This is a genomic window from Agromyces sp. H66 (assembly GCF_004959775.1).
Classification (GTDB): Bacteria; Actinomycetota; Actinomycetes; order Actinomycetales; family Microbacteriaceae; genus Agromyces.
Genome location: NZ_SJZG01000009.1, coordinates 18962 through 33304, shown reverse-complemented (window position 1 = coordinate 33304; position 14343 = coordinate 18962). Strand labels below are relative to the sequence as shown.

Below are 14343 nucleotides of genomic sequence, written 5' to 3'. Positions count from 1 at the left end.
GTCAGTCCCCGTCGGGCCGCTCCTGCTCGCCGAGCGCCTCCAGCACCTCGAGCGGCGACTCGACGTCGCCGCGCCACGCCTCGACGCCCTCGCGGATCGCGAGTCCGGCGACGACCAGTGCGGCCACCGAGTCGGCCCACATCCAGCCGAACAGCGAGTTGAGCAGCAGACCGACGAGCACCGTGCCCGAGAGGTACATGCAGAGCAACAGCTGCTTCGAATCGGCCATGACGCTGCGCGAGCCGAGCTCGCGCCCCGTGTGGAACTCGATCCACGCGAGCGCCGGCATGACGAGCAGGCTGACGGTCGCGATGCCGATGCCCAGCGGGCTGTGTTCGACCTGCTGCACGCCCGCGAGCGTGAGCAGCGCGTCGACGATCACGTAGGCGGCCAGTGCGAAGAACGCGATGCCGATCGCACGCACGGTCGGCTTCTCCCAGCGCTCGGGATCCCTGCGCGTGAACTGCCAGGCGACCGCGATCGCCGAGAGCACCTCGATCACCGAGTCCAGGCCGAAGCCGATGAGCGCGGCGGAGGACGCCACGGCGCCGGCCGAGAGGGCGACGATCGCCTCGATGACGTTGTAGCCGATCGTGAACGCGACGATGAGGCGCACGCGGCGGTGCAGCGTCGCGCGGCGCTCGTCGGAGATGGCGGCGGTCATCATTCCCGATGCTAACCCGCCCGCCTGGTCGCCGGATGTCGGGGCCACAGGTCCGGCGCGGGGCTCTCGATCAGTCGGTGCTGATGCGGTAGCCGATGCTGCGTACCGTCTCGATGACGTGGCCGGCGCCGGGCGCGGCTCGTTCGAGCTTCTTGCGCACCCGGGTCACGAGCACGCGAGTCGCCGAGATGCTGCCGTCGTCGTACGTCGCGAGTGCCCGCGCGAGTTCCTCGACCGAGACCACGCGCGGGCTCTCGAGCATGAGGTGCTGCACCATCAGGAACTCGCGCGGCGTGAGCTCGACGACGTGCCCCGCGACCGTGGCGCGGAACGACTGCGGATCGAGCCGGAGCTCGCCGATCTCGAGCATCCGGCCCGCGGCCACGGCCCGGATGCCGCACGACCGCACCGCCGACAGCAGCTGCTCCGACGTGCTCGGCAGGGCGAGGATGGAACGGGCACCGCGCTGCAGGGCCTGGAAGGCGAGCTCGTGCGCGGCGTCGTGGCTTCCGAGGCCGACGATGACCGCGACATCCGTCATCGCCGTCACGCCCTCGACGAAGCTGAGGAAGTCGACGTGAGCCAGATCAGTGGGCGCCACCAGCGCGACCGGGTCCTCCTCGGCCAGCGCGAGGAGCGCGCCGATGCCGTCGTCGTACCCGCGCACCTCGAGCCCGTGCGGAGCGAGGCCGTCGCCCGGATGCCCCGGGGCCGACGGCGACTCGATGAACAGAAGTCGCGCCGGCCACCTCGGCACCGCGCCGGCCACGCGGGTCGCGCCGAGGTGGGCGTAGGCGAGCTCCCCCGGCGTCGAGCCGAGCACGCCCGGGCGCCCGGTGGTCATCCGAAGCGTCCCGAGATGTAATCCTCGGTGCGCTGGTCCTGCGGGTCCTCGAAGATCTGCGCGGTCGTGCCGTACTCGACGAGCACGCCCGTGCGGGCGCCCGTGCCCTCCGAGACCTGCGCGGTGAAGAACGCCGTGCGATCGGCGACTCGGGCAGCCTGCTGCATGTTGTGGGTCACGATCACGATCGTGTACTGCTCGCGCAGCTCCTGCATGAGGTCCTCGATGCGCATGGTCGCGATCGGGTCGAGCGAGGCGCAGGGCTCGTCCATCAGGATGACGTCGGGGCGCACCGAGATCGCCCGGGCGATGCAGAGGCGCTGCTGCTGACCGCCCGACAGGCCGAGGGCGGACTGCTTGAGCTTGTCCTTCACTTCGTCCCAGAGCGCCGCGCGCGTGAGCGACTCCTCGACGAGGTCGTCCATCGAGTCGACCCTCATGCCCGTCACCCGCGGCCCGTAGGCGATGTTGTCGTAGATCGACTTCGGGAACGGGTTCGGCTTCTGGAAGACCATGCCGATGCGCCGCCGCACCTCGATCGGGTCGACGCCCTTGCCGTAGATGTTCTCGCCGTGGAAGAGGATCTCGCCCTCGACCCGGGCGCCGTCGATGAGGTCGTTCATGCGGTTCAGCGACCGGAGCAGCGTCGACTTGCCGCAACCCGAAGGGCCGATGAGCGCGGTGATCTCATTCAGGCCGAACTCGAGGTTCACGTCGGTCACAGCGCGGAAGTCGCCGTAGTACACGTCGACGCCCTCGACGCGCATCACCGGCCGCGTCACGACCGGCCCGACGGCGCCGGACTGGGTCGCGCGCAGGTGCATGGGCGCGGAGTCTGCGGAGCTGGACATGGGAGTTACCACCGTTTCTGGTATCGGTTGCGGATGTAGATGGCCAGCCCGTTCATGAGCAGCAGGAGCCCGAGCAGGATGATGCTCGCGGCGGCGGCGAGTTCGTGGAAGCCCTCCTGTGGGCGGCCGGTCCAGTTGAAGATCTGGATGGGCAGCGTCGTGAAGCCGCTGAGCAGTCCGTTGGGGTCGAAGCTCACGAACACCAGCGCGCCGAGGAGCAGCAGGGGTGCCGCCTCGCCGAGCGCGCGGGAGAGCGCGATGATCGAGCCGGTCGCGATGCCGGGAACGGAAGCGGGGAGCACCTGTCGCCACGTGGTCTGCCACTTCGTGGCGCCGAGAGCGAGCGAGCCGTCGCGGATCTCCGACGGCACCGCGCGGATCGCCTCCCGCGTGGCGATGATGATCACCGGCAGGATGAGCAAGCTCAGCGCGAGCGCGCCGCCGATGACGATGTTCTTGTCGCGCACGCCGAGGAGCGAGAGGAACGCGAGCGCCAGGAGGCCGTACACGATCGACGGCACCGCCGCGAGGTTCTGCACGTTGAGCTCGATGGCGCGGTTGAACCAGTGCCGTTTGTCGGCGAACTCCTCGAGGTGCACCGCGGCGGCGACGCCGACCGGGATCGTGAGGACGGCCGTCGTGCCGATGACCCACATCGACCCGAGGATCGCCGGTCGGGCACCCGCCCGATCGGGTGACGACGCCGGGTACTCGGTGAACAGGGCGAGGCCGAACCGGCTGCCGCCCTCGAGCACGATGTTCACGATGAGGGTGACCAGGAAGACGACCGCGATGAGGAGGCTCAGCCACAGGAGGACGAGGAAGATGAGTGGGCCCGGTCGCCGTTCGCGCGGCGCCTCGCCGGTCTTCAGCGGCATCGTGGGGGCGCCGGCGAGGGAGTCCTGGAGTGAACGCATCATCAGTAGGCCTGTCGGAAGCGGCGGACGAGTCGGATCGAGATGAAGTTCACGAGCAGGGTGATCGCGAACAGCAACAGGCCGACGGCGTAGAGGGTGTCGTACTCGAGTGAGCCGACGCGCGAGTCGCCGAGGGCGGCGCTCGCGATGAATCCGGTCATCGTCTGGCCCTGCTCGAGCGGGCCCGTGACGATGCGTGCCTGGTTGCCGGCGGCGATGGCGACGATCATGGTCTCGCCGACCGCCCTGGAGATGCCGAGCACGACGGCGGCCATGACGCCCGAGAGCGCGGCGGGGAACACGACGCGAAGGCTCGTCTGCATGCGGTTCGCGCCGAGCGCGGCCGAACCCTGTCTCAGCGACATAGGCACTGCCGACATCGCGTCCTCGGAGATCGACGCGATCGTCGGGATGATCATGATGCCCATCACGAGGCCGGCGGCGAGCACGCTGAACGCGCCGGTGTCGAGTTGGAGCCATTCACGGAACACCGTCGCCTGGATGAACTGCAGGGCGAAGAAGCCGTAGACCACGGTCGGCACGCCCGCGAGGACCTCGAGGATCGGCTTCAAGACCTTTCGCAGTCCCGGACGTGCGTACTCGGAGAGGAGGATCGCGGCGCCCAGGCCGAGCGGCACCGCCACCAGCAGCGCGATGGCGGTGGTCCACGCCGTCGCGGTGACGAGCGGGATGACACCGAACGAGGCATCCGCGAACCGCGGGGCCCAGCGGTCGCCGAAGAGGAAGTCGACCACCGGAACCTCGCGGAAGAAGCCGATCGCCGGGATGAGCAGGGCGATCAGGATGCCGATCGTCGTGACGATCGCGACCCCGGCCGCGAGCCGGAGCACGAGCCTGATGACGGCTTCGCCGGGACGAGGTCGTCCGGCGAACAACGACCGAGGCGGGCGGCCCGACGATGTCGTCGGGCCGCCCGTGCTGGCGGTCGTGGAGGCCTCGGTACCCGGGGCCGTGGTGTCAGCCAGCATCAGCGTCGTCAGCCGAGGGTCGCGAGCTCGTCCTGAGCCGTGGCCTTCTGCTCCTCGGTCAGCCCGATCACGAGCGCCGCCTCGGCGACCTCGGCCTCGTTCTCCACGTAGAAGTCGATGAAGGCCTTCACCTGCGGCTTGTCGGTGTAGGACGCGTTGTTCACGTAGATGAACAGCGGACGGCCGAGCGGCGAGTAGCTGCCGTCCCGCACGGTCTCCTCGCTCGGGGCGACGCAGCCCTCGCCGCCGTCGACCTGGAGGGCCTTCATCGAGTCGGGGTTCTCCTCGACGTACGAGAGACCGAGGAAGCCCATGGCGCCCTCGTCGCCCGCGACGCCCTGGACGATGATGTTGTCGTCCTCCGAGGGGCTGTAGTCGGCGCGGATGGCGCCCTCCTCACCGTTGATCTCGTCGGTGAAGTAGTCGAACGTGCCCGAGTCGGTGCCGGCGCCGAAGAGCGCGAGCGGGAGGTCGGGGAACGAGGGGTCGACCTGGTTCCAGTTCGTGATCGTGCCCTCCGCCTCGGGTGCCCAGATCGTGTTGAGCTGCTCGACCGTGAGGCACTGCGCGAAGTCGTTCTCGGGGTTCACCACGACCGAGAGGCCGTCGTTCGCGATGACGATCTCGGTGAACTCCACGCCGGCCTCGGCGCAGAGCGCGGCCTCCTCGTCCTTGATGGGGCGGGAGGCGTCGGAGATGTCGGTCTCGTCGGCGCAGAACTTCTTGAAGCCGCCGCCGGTGCCCGAGGTGGCGACCGTGACGTTGACGCCGGGTTCGACGTCGCGGAAGAGGTCGGCGGCCGCTTCGGTGAGGGGGGCGACGGTCGACGAGCCGTCGGCGACGACCGAGCCGCTGAGTCCGTCGCCGTCAGCGACGCCGGTGCCGTCGGCGGGCTGGCCGCCGCACGCGGTGAGGACGAGGGCGGCGGCAGCGATGGTGGCGCTGAGCCCTGCGAGTTTCAGAGAACGGTAAGACACGGTGATCCTTCCGGGGGAGGCGGGGGCCTCGGTTGAATGTGATGCCGACGTCCGGCTCAACACATAGAAGATCGTCTAAGTGAACTCGGGGTGAACAGTGCGGCACAGCTCGGTGTCACAGAGACGTACGTCTCATCAAGGGCCTCCGGATCGCAATATCGACAATCATCGATGCAGCCGCTACGTTGGATCGGGTGAGCCGGCTCGTCGATCCCGTCGTGACCGCGCGGCATCCCGTGCGGCTGGCTGCGTTGTCGCTCGGCCAGGTCGTGAGCTGGGGCATCCTCTACTACGCCCTCATCGTCGCTGCGCCCGCGGTCGCCGACGACACCGGCTGGTCGCTCGTCGCCGTGACCGCGGCCTTCTCTGGCGGGCTGGTCGTCTCGGCCGTCTCGGGCGTCGTCGTCGGGCGCCTGCTCGACGAGCGGGGACCGAGGATCGTCATGACGGTCGGTGCGCTCACCGGCACCGCCGGTCTCGTCGTCGTCGCGCTCGCGCCCGATCCGCTGGTGTTCGCCGCCGGCTGGGTCGTCTGCGGCGTCGCGCAGTCATCGGTGCTCTACCAAGCGGCGTTCACGGTCATCACGCGCCGGCACGGCGACCGGCGGCACACGCCGTTGACCGTCGTCACCCTGGCCGGCGGACTCGCCTCCACCGTCTTCGCGCCCGTGACCGCGCTGCTGCTCGGGGTGCTCGACTGGCGCGGCACGTTCGTGGTGCTCGCGGGGGTTCTCGCCGTGACCACGGTGCCGCTGCACTGGTTCTCGCTCGAGCGCTCGTGGGCGCACCTGCCGCGTGCACACGACGATGCTCCCTCGCACACGCTCGTCGGGGTCATCCGTACGCGCAGGTTCTGGTTCCTCGAGGTCGCCATGATCGTGCTCACCGTGTCGCTCCTCAGTGCCACGCTCGCCGCCGTGCCGCTGTTCACGGAGAAGGGCCTCACGTTCGAGTCGGCCGCGCTCGGCCTGGGCCTCATCGGTGCCGGCCAGCTCATCGGCCGGCTGCTCTTCCTCGTGCGGCCGCACCGCGCACCGGCGTGGGCGCTCGTCGCGAGCGTGGCCGCGCTCGCGGCGGCCGCGCTCGCCACGCTCGCGCTCGTGCCCGGACCGGCGTGGCTCCTCATCACGATCGGCGTCGTCGCCGGCGCCGTCCGAGGCGCGTACACGCTCGTGCAGGCCTCGGCCGTGGCCGACCGGTGGGGCACTCGCAACTACGGCGCGATCAACGGCGCCTTCGCCGCGCCCATCACGATCGCGGCCGCGCTCACGCCGGCCATCGGGCCGGCCGTCGCGGCGGGTGTCGGATCGTTCTCGGGCATGGTCGCGCTGATGGCGGGCGCGGCGGTGGTCGCCGTGGTGACGGCGCGGTTCAGCTGACGCGCTAGCATTCCATAGACTCACGTCTATGGAATGGAGTCGCCGAGATGAGCGCCGACCGCCCTGAGATCCGCCCCGCGTCATCCGTCGCGCCGTCCGTCGCGCCGCCCGTCGCCGCAGATTGGCTGCCGCGGCGGCTCCTCGCCGAGTTCCTCGGCACGGGACTGCTCGTGACCGTGGTGGTGGGATCGGGCATCGCGGCATCGCGGCTCTCGCCCGACGACGCCGGGCTGCAGCTCCTCGAGAACAGCCTCGCGACCGCGCTCGGCCTCGCCGTGCTCATCGCGATGTTCGCGCCGGTGTCGGGCGCCCACTTCAACCCGGTGGTCTCGGCCGCCGACCATGTGCTCGGCCGCCGCCGGGGGGCGGGCCTCGTGCTGCACGACCTCGGGCCGTACGTCCTCGCGCAGGTGGCCGGCGGGATCTCGGGCGCCGTGCTCGCGAACGTCATGTTCGGTGTCGAAACCTCGATCGCCACGACCGAGCGGGTGAGCGCCGGCAGCCTCGTGGCCGAGGTCGTCGCGACGGCCGGGCTCGTCGCGGCGATCTTCTCGCTCGTGCGCACGGGTCGCGCGGCGATCGTCGCGCCCGTGGTCGGCGCGTACATCGGGGCCGCCTACTGGTTCACGAGCTCCACGTCGTTCGCCAACCCGGCCGTGACCGTCGGGCGGATCTTCTCCGACACCTTCGCCGGGATCTCGCCGGCCTCGGCCGCCGCGTTCCTCGGCGCGCAGCTGGTCGGCGCGGCCGTCGGGGTCGTGCTCGTGAGCGCGCTGTTCCCCGCGCCGGCCGGCGCGCCGGTCGAGGAACTCGCCGACACCTCGTCCGTTCGGTAGCGCGGCGGGGTCGAGTCGGGCGGGGGTGGCTCGGCCGGGTCGGTTCGCGCCACCTCGATCGCAGCGCCTCGATCGATCGGTCGAGGCCCGGCTCAGCGGCCGTCGATCCCCAGCTCGGCGAGCAGCGCCTCGACGTGCGCCCGCACCTCGTCGCGCACCCGCCGCACCTCATCGAGCGACAGGGACTCGGGGTCGTCGAGCTTCCAGTCGAGGTATCGCTTGCCCGGATAGACGGGGCACGCGTCGCCGCAACCCATGGTGACCACGACGTCGGCCGCCTGCACGACGTCATCGGTGAGCGGCTTCGGGAACGCCTGCGTGACGTCGAGTCCGACCTCCTGCAGGGCGACGACGACGGCGTGGTTCAGGTCGGCGGCGGGCATCGACCCGGCCGACCGCACGTGCACGCGGTCGCCGGCGAGCGCGTGCGTGAGCACCGCCGCCATCTGCGAGCGTCCGGCGTTCTGCTCGCACACGAAGAGCACTTCGGGCACGTCGTGCGCGATCGCGCCCTTGGCTTGGGCCAGCGCCGTGAGCCGGTCGGTCGCGAAGCGGATGACCCGGTTCGCGAGGTGCGCCCTCACCGTGGCGGTGCGCAGCAGCGCGGTGTACGACTCGAGCACGTACCGCTCGACGGTCTCGGCGTTGAACGTGCCGTCGTATCGCGCGGTGAGGTCGAGCGCCAGGTCGTGCAGGTAGCGCTCGGGGTAGGCGAGGCCCGGGAGCCCGCGGCGTCCCGCCGTGGCGAGCTCGCTCACGGTCAGGCCGCCGGGGCGATCTCGGCGAGGAGCGACTCGACGCGACCGCGGATGTCGTCGCGCACGCGACGCACGGTCTCGAGGTCCTTGCCCGCCGGATCCTCGAGCTCCCAGTCCTCGTAGCGCTTGCCCGGGAAGACCGGGCAGGCGTCGCCGCAGCCCATGGTGATCACGACGTCGGACTCCTTGACGGCCTCGGTGGTGAGGATCTTCGGTGTGTTGCCGGCGATGTCGATGCCCTCCTCGGCCATGGCCTCGATCGCGACCGGGTTGATCCGGTCCTTCGGCTCCGAGCCGGCGGAGAGCACCTCGACGCGGTCGCCGCCGAGCTCGCGCAGGTAGCCGGCGGCCATCTGCGAGCGGCCGGCGTTGTGCACGCAGACGAACAGGACGGTGGGCTTGGTGGCGACGGTCATTGGTCCCTCACTTTCGACATTAAAAGCATAGACCGTGATCTATCAATTAGCCAACGAGCGGATGCCGCGGCCGCACGTCGTCACCGAGGGTTCGCGTCACTCCCACCCGCGCCCACGCCGAGCTCGCCGAGCAGTGCCCGCACGCGCGCCTCGATGTCGTCGCGGATCTCGCGCACCCGGGCGAGCGGGAGTCCCGCCGGATCGTCGAGCTCCCAGTCGAGATACCGCCGGCCCGGGTAGATCGGGCAGGCGTCGCCGCAGCCCATCGTGATCACGACGTCGGAGGCGCGCACCACCTCGTCGGTGAGCGGCTTCGGGAACTCGCCGCCGATCGGCACGCCGATCTCGTCGAGCGCCTGCACGATGGTCGACTTCACGGCGCTCGCGGGCTCCGATCCGGCCGTGCGCACGCGCACCCGGTCGCCCGCGAGCTGCCGCAGGATCGCCGCCGCGATCTGCGAGCGTCCGGCGTTCTGCACGCAGACGAACAGCACCTCGGGCGGCTCCTCGCCCTGCGGCACCGCGTCCTGCCGTGCGATGGCCGCGAGCGCCGCCAGCCGGTCGGCCGCGAACGCCGACGTGAGCGACGGGAGGTGCCGGGTGATGTGCGCGCGCTCCGCGAGCAGGTCGTGGCTCTCGCGTACGTAGCGCTCGACGGTCTCGCGCGAGAAGACGCCCGCGAACCGCGCGGCCAGGTCGGATGCCACGCGCTCGAGCACCTCGTCGGACGCCGTCGTCGCGGCATCCGTCGTCACCAGCTCGTCGACCCGCGGCGCGGCGTCGGGCGCGATCGAGTACCAGACCTGGCGGCCCTCCGGTTCGCGCTCGAGCACGCCCTCGTCGAGGAGCGTCTTCACGTGATGGCTCACGGTGGGTTGGCGCAGGCCGAGCTCGGTGGCGAGCCGACCCACGAGGGCGCGGCCGTCGGGGCTCTCGCGGATGAGCTCGAGGATGCGCAGCCGGGTGGGGTCGGTGAGCACCCGGATGCCGCGTGCCGAGTCGATCCCATCCATAGACCGAAGTCTATTCGCGAACCGTGGTCGACCCGTCGGAGGTCCCCCGTTCGGAGGATGGCGAGCCGCCCGTGATCGGCAAGGCTTGACGTTGCGCCGATCAGGCGCATCGCCCGACCGACCGACCGACCGACGATGTGAGGAGACGTCGATGACCACCGAACGACGCACGCCCACCGTGACCTACTACACCGCCACCACTCTGGACGGCTTCCTCGCCGACCAGAACGACTCCCTCGACTGGCTCCTGCGCCAGGACCAGGACAAGCGCGGCCCGCAGAACTACGACGACTTCATCGAGAAGATCGGCGCGATCGTGATGGGCTCGACGACCTACGCCTGGATCCTCGCCCACTTGGAGCGAACGGGAGAGCCGTGGTTCTACTCCCAGCCGTCATGGGTCATGAGCACTCGTGACCTTCCTCGCTTCCCCGGCGCCGACATCCGATTCGCCGCCGGATCGGTGGCCGACGTCTACGCGGACCTGCGTGCCGCAGCGGGCGAGTCGGGCATCTGGGTGATCGGGGGCGGAGACCTCGCCGGGCAGTTCGCCGACGCCGGACTTCTCGACGAGGTGATCGTCTCCATCGCGCCGGTCACGCTCGGCGCTGGTCGCCCGCTGCTGCCTCGGCGGTTGGACCTGCGGTTGGTGGAGACCGCGGCCAGCGGGGCGTTCGTCACCGCGCGCTTCGACGTCGTCGGACCGCTGCAGGAGGACCGAGCGCCGACCGGCGACTGATCGTCGCGATGGCGGAGGCATCCGCCACACTGGGTGCATGACCAGGCACTGGAGCCCGCTCGCCGTCGTCTACCTGCTGCTGGCCGTCGCCGGCCTCGTCGGCACGTGGTGGTTCAACATCCGAGCGATCGCGGAGTCGCGCAATTACCTGGGCGACCTGTTCACGAGCGGGCCGGCCGTCTCGTCGATCACGGTCGACCTGCTCGTCGCCGCCGCGGCCGGGAGCGTGTTCATCATCGTCGAGGCGCGCCGCCTCGGCATGCGCCTGGGCTGGCTCTACGTCGTCGGGGCGGGCGTCACGGCGTTCGCCTTCACGTTCCCGCTGTTCCTCGCGATGCGGCAGCGCGCACTGAACGCACGGTCCGTCGAGGTGACGGATGTCGCGGGCCGACCGGATGCCGCGGGCCGACCGGACTCGACCGGCTCCGCGGCATCCGGTGGCTCGTCCTAGTCCGGCTCGGTCGACCGGGAGCGACTCTCGAGGACGCTCCTGCCGAGGTCCGTGGGCTCCCAGCCGTGCTCGCCTTCGGTGATCCATCCGAGGATCTCCAGTCGCCAGAGCAGGTGCCGGATCATCCGGGGCAGCGCCCCGACATGGCGCGGCGACATGCCGGGTCGGCTCGCACGCCACGCGTCCCGGATACCGGCCTCGTCGATCGGCCCCGCTGCGGTGAGGATCCGGAGAGCGGCGAGTCGGGGCGCCGTGATGTGCCGCGCGGGGTCGTCGGTTGGGCTCGTCACCAGGGGAGCTTCGTTCACGACCACGCCACTCAGCTGCAGCAGCTCGACGCCGCTGATCCCTCCGCTGTGCTCGCCGCCCCACTCGAGCACACGCCTGTCGCGGGCAGCGAGAGTTCGACGTTGCGCGCGGCGGCCGCGTCACCCGCGAGCCAGGCCGTCACCGAGCGCACCTGCTCGTAGCCCGTCGCGAGGAGGAAGGTCGGCGCCCGGCCGTAGCTCTTCATGCCGACGATGAAGAAGTCGCGCTCGGGCTGGGTGAGCTCGGCGAAGCCGTGAGGTGCGACCGTGCCGCAGCTGTGCACGTTGGGGTCGATGAGGGGCGCGAGGCGCCTGGGCGCCTCGACGATGTCGTCGAGTTCGAGGCGGATCTCGCGGAGCATCCCGAGGTTCGGGCGGAAGCCGGTGGCGTTCACCACTCGGTCGGCCTCGAGGGTCTCGAGTCCGTCGCCGCGACGGCCGGTGATGCGCAGGCCGGATGCCTCGCCCTCGCCCGTGCGCGCGAGGCGCACGATCTCGAACCGGTCGACGACCTCGATGCGACCCGATGCGACGAGCGCGTCGACGCGAGCGCCGATGGACGCACGCGCCTGCAGCTCGTCGTCGGGCGACGTGGTCACGCGCACCGCCTTGGCATTGCGGATGACCCAGGAGATGCGGGTGCCCGGCGCCTCGTCGGCGAGAGCTGCGAGGTTCAGCAGCGTGTTGGCGGCGGAGTGACCGGCGCCCACGACGACCGTGTGGCGGCCTGCGAACGTGTCGCGCTCACGCCCGAGCACGTCGGGCATGGCCGGGCTCACGAGGTCGGCGACCTCGGCGAGCCCGAGCGGGTCGAGGCCCGACGAGCCGAGGCTGTTCGGCGTGCGGTAGGTGCCCGAGGCATCGATGACGGCGCGCGCGGTGAGCTCCTCGACGCCGTCGGCGGTGCTCACGCGGAGGAGGAACGGCGCCTGCGCCCGGCCCTTCGTGCGCGTGCGGTCCATGCCCTCGCGGGAGACGTCGGTGACGGTGACGCCGAGTCGGGTGCGCGCGGCGATCGCGGGGAGGTCGGCGAGCGGGATCAGGAAGTCGCGCACGAGCTCGGCGCCGGTGGGCAGCGAGTCGGCGGGCGGCTCCTGCCACCCCGTCTCGGCGAGCAGGCGCTTCGACACCGGGTCGACGAGGTGCTTCCACGGCGAGAAGAGCCGGATGTGGCCCCAGTGCTCGATGCTGTCGGCGATGCGGTCGCCGGCTTCGAGCAGCACGAAGTCGATGCCGCGATCGGCGAGGTTCGCCGCGGTCGCGAGCCCGATGGGGCCGGCGCCGATGATCGCGACGGGCAGGCCCTGCAGGCGGGAGGCCAGCTGCTTCGGGGGAGTGAGGTCGAGGAGGGTCATCCGTCATCCTTACATTGCCGTGGAACGCACTGTATTGACGTTCATCGATGTTCCGAGTTTGGCGCGTCCATCGAAGTTTGTCAATGTTCAGGGTAGAGTGGACGTCATGACCGTGACCGATCTGACGCTCGTGCCTCGCGTCGAGGCGATCGCTCTCGACGCATCAGCTCCCGTCGCGTGCTGCGGACCGCTCACGCGCGAGACCATCAGCGCCGACGACGCCGAGGTGTTCGCGCGTCGGCTGAAGGCGCTCGCCGACCCGGCGCGGCTGCGGCTGGTGTCGATCGTCGCGGCATCCGAGGGGCAGGAGGCGTGCGTGTGCGACCTCATCGAGCCCGTCGGCCTCAGCCAGCCCACCGTGTCGCATCACCTGAAGATCCTCATGGACGCGGGGTTCCTCACCCGCTCGAAGCGCGGCACCTGGGCGTACTACAAGCTCGTGCCGGGTTCGCTCGATGCCGCGGCGGCGCCGCTCGTCACGGTCTGACTCGCGGCGGCGTGGCTCTTCGAAGAATGTCGCGGCGGCCCGTTCTCGCGACGGCGGCCCTAGTTCGAGCCGCCGTCGCGAGGGGAAGCCGCCGTCCCGGCGACTCCTGCCGCTAGCGTGGAACGCATGCATGGGCGGCGCGTGGATTGGGCGGCAGGAGTCTGGACGCGGGAGCCCGCGACCACTCGACTCGACGGCGACGACCTCGTGGTCGGGGCATCCGAGGGCAGCGACTACTGGCGCACCACGCACTACGGGTTCGTGCACGACGACGGACACGCCCTCCTCGGCGAGTGGCCCGCGGATGCCGCGGCCGAGGTGACGGTGGACACGTCGACCCTCACCGGGCTCTACGACCAGGCCGGCCTCATGCTCTTCGCCGACGGCGAGCACTGGGTGAAGTCCGGACTCGAGGTGTCCGACGGGGTGTTGCACCTCGGCGCGGTCGTCACCGACGGCGTCTCGGACTGGTCGCTCGCGCCCGTGCCCGACTGGGCGGGGCAGCTCGTGACCATCCGCGCGAGCCGGAGCGGCGTCGCGGGCGCCGATGCCGTGACGCTGCGCGCCCGCACCGAGACGAGCGGATGGCGCACGCTTCGCGTCGCGCCGTTCGCGTCGGCCGCGGCATCCGCCGGCCCCATGGTCTGCGCGCCGATGCGCGGCGACCTCGAGGTGCGATTCACGCGGTGGGCGCTCGCGCCGGCCGACGTCGACCTGCACGAGGACCCGGAGATCCCGTGAGGCTTCGGCCCCTGACCGACGACGATCGCGCGATGCTGCGCGAGGCGTGCCTGGTCAACATGAACTGGGTCGAGCCGCGGTTCTCGCTGCAGGATCTCGACGACCGTCCCGACCTCGCGCACTACTACTCGGCATTCGACGCGTCGCGCGACTTCGGCTTCGCCGCCGTCGAGGGCGATGCGGTGCTGGCGGTCGCGTGGGTCGTGTTCCTGCCGGCGGATGACCCGGGCTACGGCTTCGTCGACGCGTCGACGCCCGAGCTCAGCATCACCGCGTTCGAGGGCCATCGCGGTCGCGGGCTCGGATCTTCCGTGCTCGACGCGGTGGTCGACGAGGCACGTCGTCGCGGCATCCCGGGAATCAGTCTCAGCGTCGAAGACGGCAACCGTGCGCGACACCTCTACGAGCGGGCGGGATTCCGCGTCGTCGGTCGCAACGGCAACGCCGACACGATGCGGCTCGAGCTCGGCTGAGCGCGGCGGGCCGCGCCCGCGGTCCCCACGCCCGCGCGGCGGCGGCCGATCCTCGCGACGGCGGCCCGAGTTCGGGCCGCCGCCGCGAGGGAGGGCCGCCGTCGCGAGGGGGAGTTGACGTGGACGGGCGTCGCGGCCCGACGCC

At 71.0% G+C, this 14343-nt stretch carries 18 protein-coding genes; 7 read left to right on the top strand and 11 right to left on the bottom strand.

Annotation, left to right across the window (positions count from 1 at the left end):
• Position 1: 1 nt before the first annotated feature.
• The 6 genes from EZM51_RS14775 to EZM51_RS14750 all read right to left on the bottom strand — a co-directional run bounded on the left by EZM51_RS14775 (position 2) and on the right by EZM51_RS14750 (position 5242).
• Positions 2–664: a cation transporter gene (locus EZM51_RS14775; RefSeq protein WP_136709085.1), complete on the bottom strand. Its 663-nt coding sequence runs from the start codon at positions 662–664 to the stop codon at positions 2–4.
• A gap of 70 nt (positions 665–734) precedes the next feature.
• Complete coding sequence (locus tag EZM51_RS14770; protein WP_136709084.1) at positions 735–1508, bottom strand: response regulator transcription factor; 774 nt, start codon at positions 1506–1508, stop codon at positions 735–737.
• Positions 1505–2275, bottom strand: coding sequence for a phosphate ABC transporter ATP-binding protein PstB (gene pstB / locus EZM51_RS14765; RefSeq protein ID WP_211195937.1), 771 nt, complete (start codon positions 2273–2275; stop codon positions 1505–1507). Before pstB ends, EZM51_RS14770 begins: the two co-directional genes overlap by 4 nt.
• Before the next feature lie 89 nt (positions 2276–2364).
• Positions 2365–3279 (bottom strand): phosphate ABC transporter permease PstA, encoded by a 915-nt coding sequence (gene pstA / locus EZM51_RS14760; protein ID WP_211195933.1) that lies wholly within the window; start codon positions 3277–3279, stop codon positions 2365–2367.
• Positions 3279–4172, bottom strand: coding sequence for a phosphate ABC transporter permease subunit PstC (pstC, locus tag EZM51_RS14755; RefSeq protein WP_248305674.1), 894 nt, complete (start codon positions 4170–4172; stop codon positions 3279–3281). Before pstC ends, pstA begins: the two co-directional genes overlap by 1 nt.
• A 101-nt stretch (positions 4173–4273) precedes the next feature.
• Positions 4274–5242 carry a PstS family phosphate ABC transporter substrate-binding protein gene (locus tag EZM51_RS14750; protein ID WP_136709081.1) on the bottom strand — a complete coding sequence of 323 codons (969 nt, stop codon included), beginning with the start codon at positions 5240–5242 and terminating at the stop codon, positions 4274–4276.
• A gap of 194 nt (positions 5243–5436) precedes the next feature.
• Between EZM51_RS14750 and EZM51_RS14745 the strand changes: the two genes are divergently transcribed.
• Positions 5437–6621, top strand: coding sequence for an MFS transporter (locus EZM51_RS14745; protein WP_169053932.1), 1185 nt, complete (start codon positions 5437–5439; stop codon positions 6619–6621).
• Between the two features lie 47 nt (positions 6622–6668).
• Entirely contained in the window at positions 6669–7457 is a 789-nt protein-coding gene (locus tag EZM51_RS14740) for an MIP/aquaporin family protein (RefSeq protein ID WP_136709079.1), read from the top strand.
• A 92-nt stretch (positions 7458–7549) separates the two neighbouring features.
• Here the strand turns inward: EZM51_RS14740 and EZM51_RS14735 are convergent, their stop codons facing one another.
• The 3 genes from EZM51_RS14735 to EZM51_RS14725 all read right to left on the bottom strand — a co-directional run bounded on the left by EZM51_RS14735 (position 7550) and on the right by EZM51_RS14725 (position 9644).
• Positions 7550–8215 (bottom strand): arsenate reductase ArsC, encoded by a 666-nt coding sequence (locus EZM51_RS14735; RefSeq protein ID WP_211195932.1) that lies wholly within the window; start codon positions 8213–8215, stop codon positions 7550–7552.
• A gap of 2 nt (positions 8216–8217) precedes the next feature.
• Positions 8218–8631, bottom strand: coding sequence for an arsenate reductase ArsC (locus EZM51_RS14730; protein ID WP_136709077.1), 414 nt, complete (start codon positions 8629–8631; stop codon positions 8218–8220).
• 80 nt (positions 8632–8711) lie between these two features.
• The gene (locus tag EZM51_RS14725; protein WP_136709076.1) at positions 8712–9644 is read right to left on the bottom strand and encodes a metalloregulator ArsR/SmtB family transcription factor; all 933 of its coding nucleotides are present in this window, start codon (positions 9642–9644) and stop codon (positions 8712–8714) included.
• 151 nt (positions 9645–9795) lie between these two features.
• Between EZM51_RS14725 and EZM51_RS14720 the strand changes: the two genes are divergently transcribed.
• Both EZM51_RS14720 and EZM51_RS14715 read left to right on the top strand, forming a co-directional pair.
• A complete protein-coding gene (locus EZM51_RS14720; protein ID WP_136709075.1) occupies positions 9796–10383 on the top strand; it encodes a dihydrofolate reductase family protein in 588 nt (195 codons plus the stop codon).
• Between the two features lie 37 nt (positions 10384–10420).
• The gene (locus tag EZM51_RS14715; protein WP_136709074.1) at positions 10421–10834 is read left to right on the top strand and encodes a DUF2834 domain-containing protein; all 414 of its coding nucleotides are present in this window, start codon (positions 10421–10423) and stop codon (positions 10832–10834) included.
• Here the strand turns inward: EZM51_RS14715 and EZM51_RS14710 are convergent.
• Together EZM51_RS14710 and EZM51_RS14705 are read right to left on the bottom strand one after the other, a co-directional pair.
• Complete coding sequence (locus EZM51_RS14710; protein WP_136709073.1) at positions 10831–11124, bottom strand: hypothetical protein; 294 nt, start codon at positions 11122–11124, stop codon at positions 10831–10833. The genes EZM51_RS14715 and EZM51_RS14710 overlap by 4 nt on opposite strands.
• A gap of 29 nt (positions 11125–11153) precedes the next feature.
• Positions 11154–12497 carry an NAD(P)-binding domain-containing protein gene (locus EZM51_RS14705; RefSeq protein WP_136709072.1) on the bottom strand — a complete coding sequence of 448 codons (1344 nt, stop codon included), beginning with the start codon at positions 12495–12497 and terminating at the stop codon, positions 11154–11156.
• Positions 12498–12603: 106 nt separating this feature from the next.
• Between EZM51_RS14705 and EZM51_RS14700 the strand changes: the two genes are divergently transcribed.
• The 3 genes from EZM51_RS14700 to EZM51_RS14690 all read left to right on the top strand — a co-directional run bounded on the left by EZM51_RS14700 (position 12604) and on the right by EZM51_RS14690 (position 14198).
• Positions 12604–12984 carry a metalloregulator ArsR/SmtB family transcription factor gene (locus tag EZM51_RS14700; RefSeq protein ID WP_136709071.1) on the top strand — a complete coding sequence of 127 codons (381 nt, stop codon included), beginning with the start codon at positions 12604–12606 and terminating at the stop codon, positions 12982–12984.
• Between the two features lie 126 nt (positions 12985–13110).
• Positions 13111–13725 (top strand): DUF1349 domain-containing protein, encoded by a 615-nt coding sequence (locus EZM51_RS14695; RefSeq protein ID WP_136709070.1) that lies wholly within the window; start codon positions 13111–13113, stop codon positions 13723–13725.
• Positions 13722–14198, top strand: a complete 477-nt coding sequence (locus EZM51_RS14690; RefSeq protein ID WP_211195931.1) for a GNAT family N-acetyltransferase — start codon at positions 13722–13724, stop codon at positions 14196–14198. The genes EZM51_RS14695 and EZM51_RS14690 overlap by 4 nt, the downstream gene beginning before the upstream one ends.
• Positions 14199–14343 lie beyond the last annotated feature (145 nt).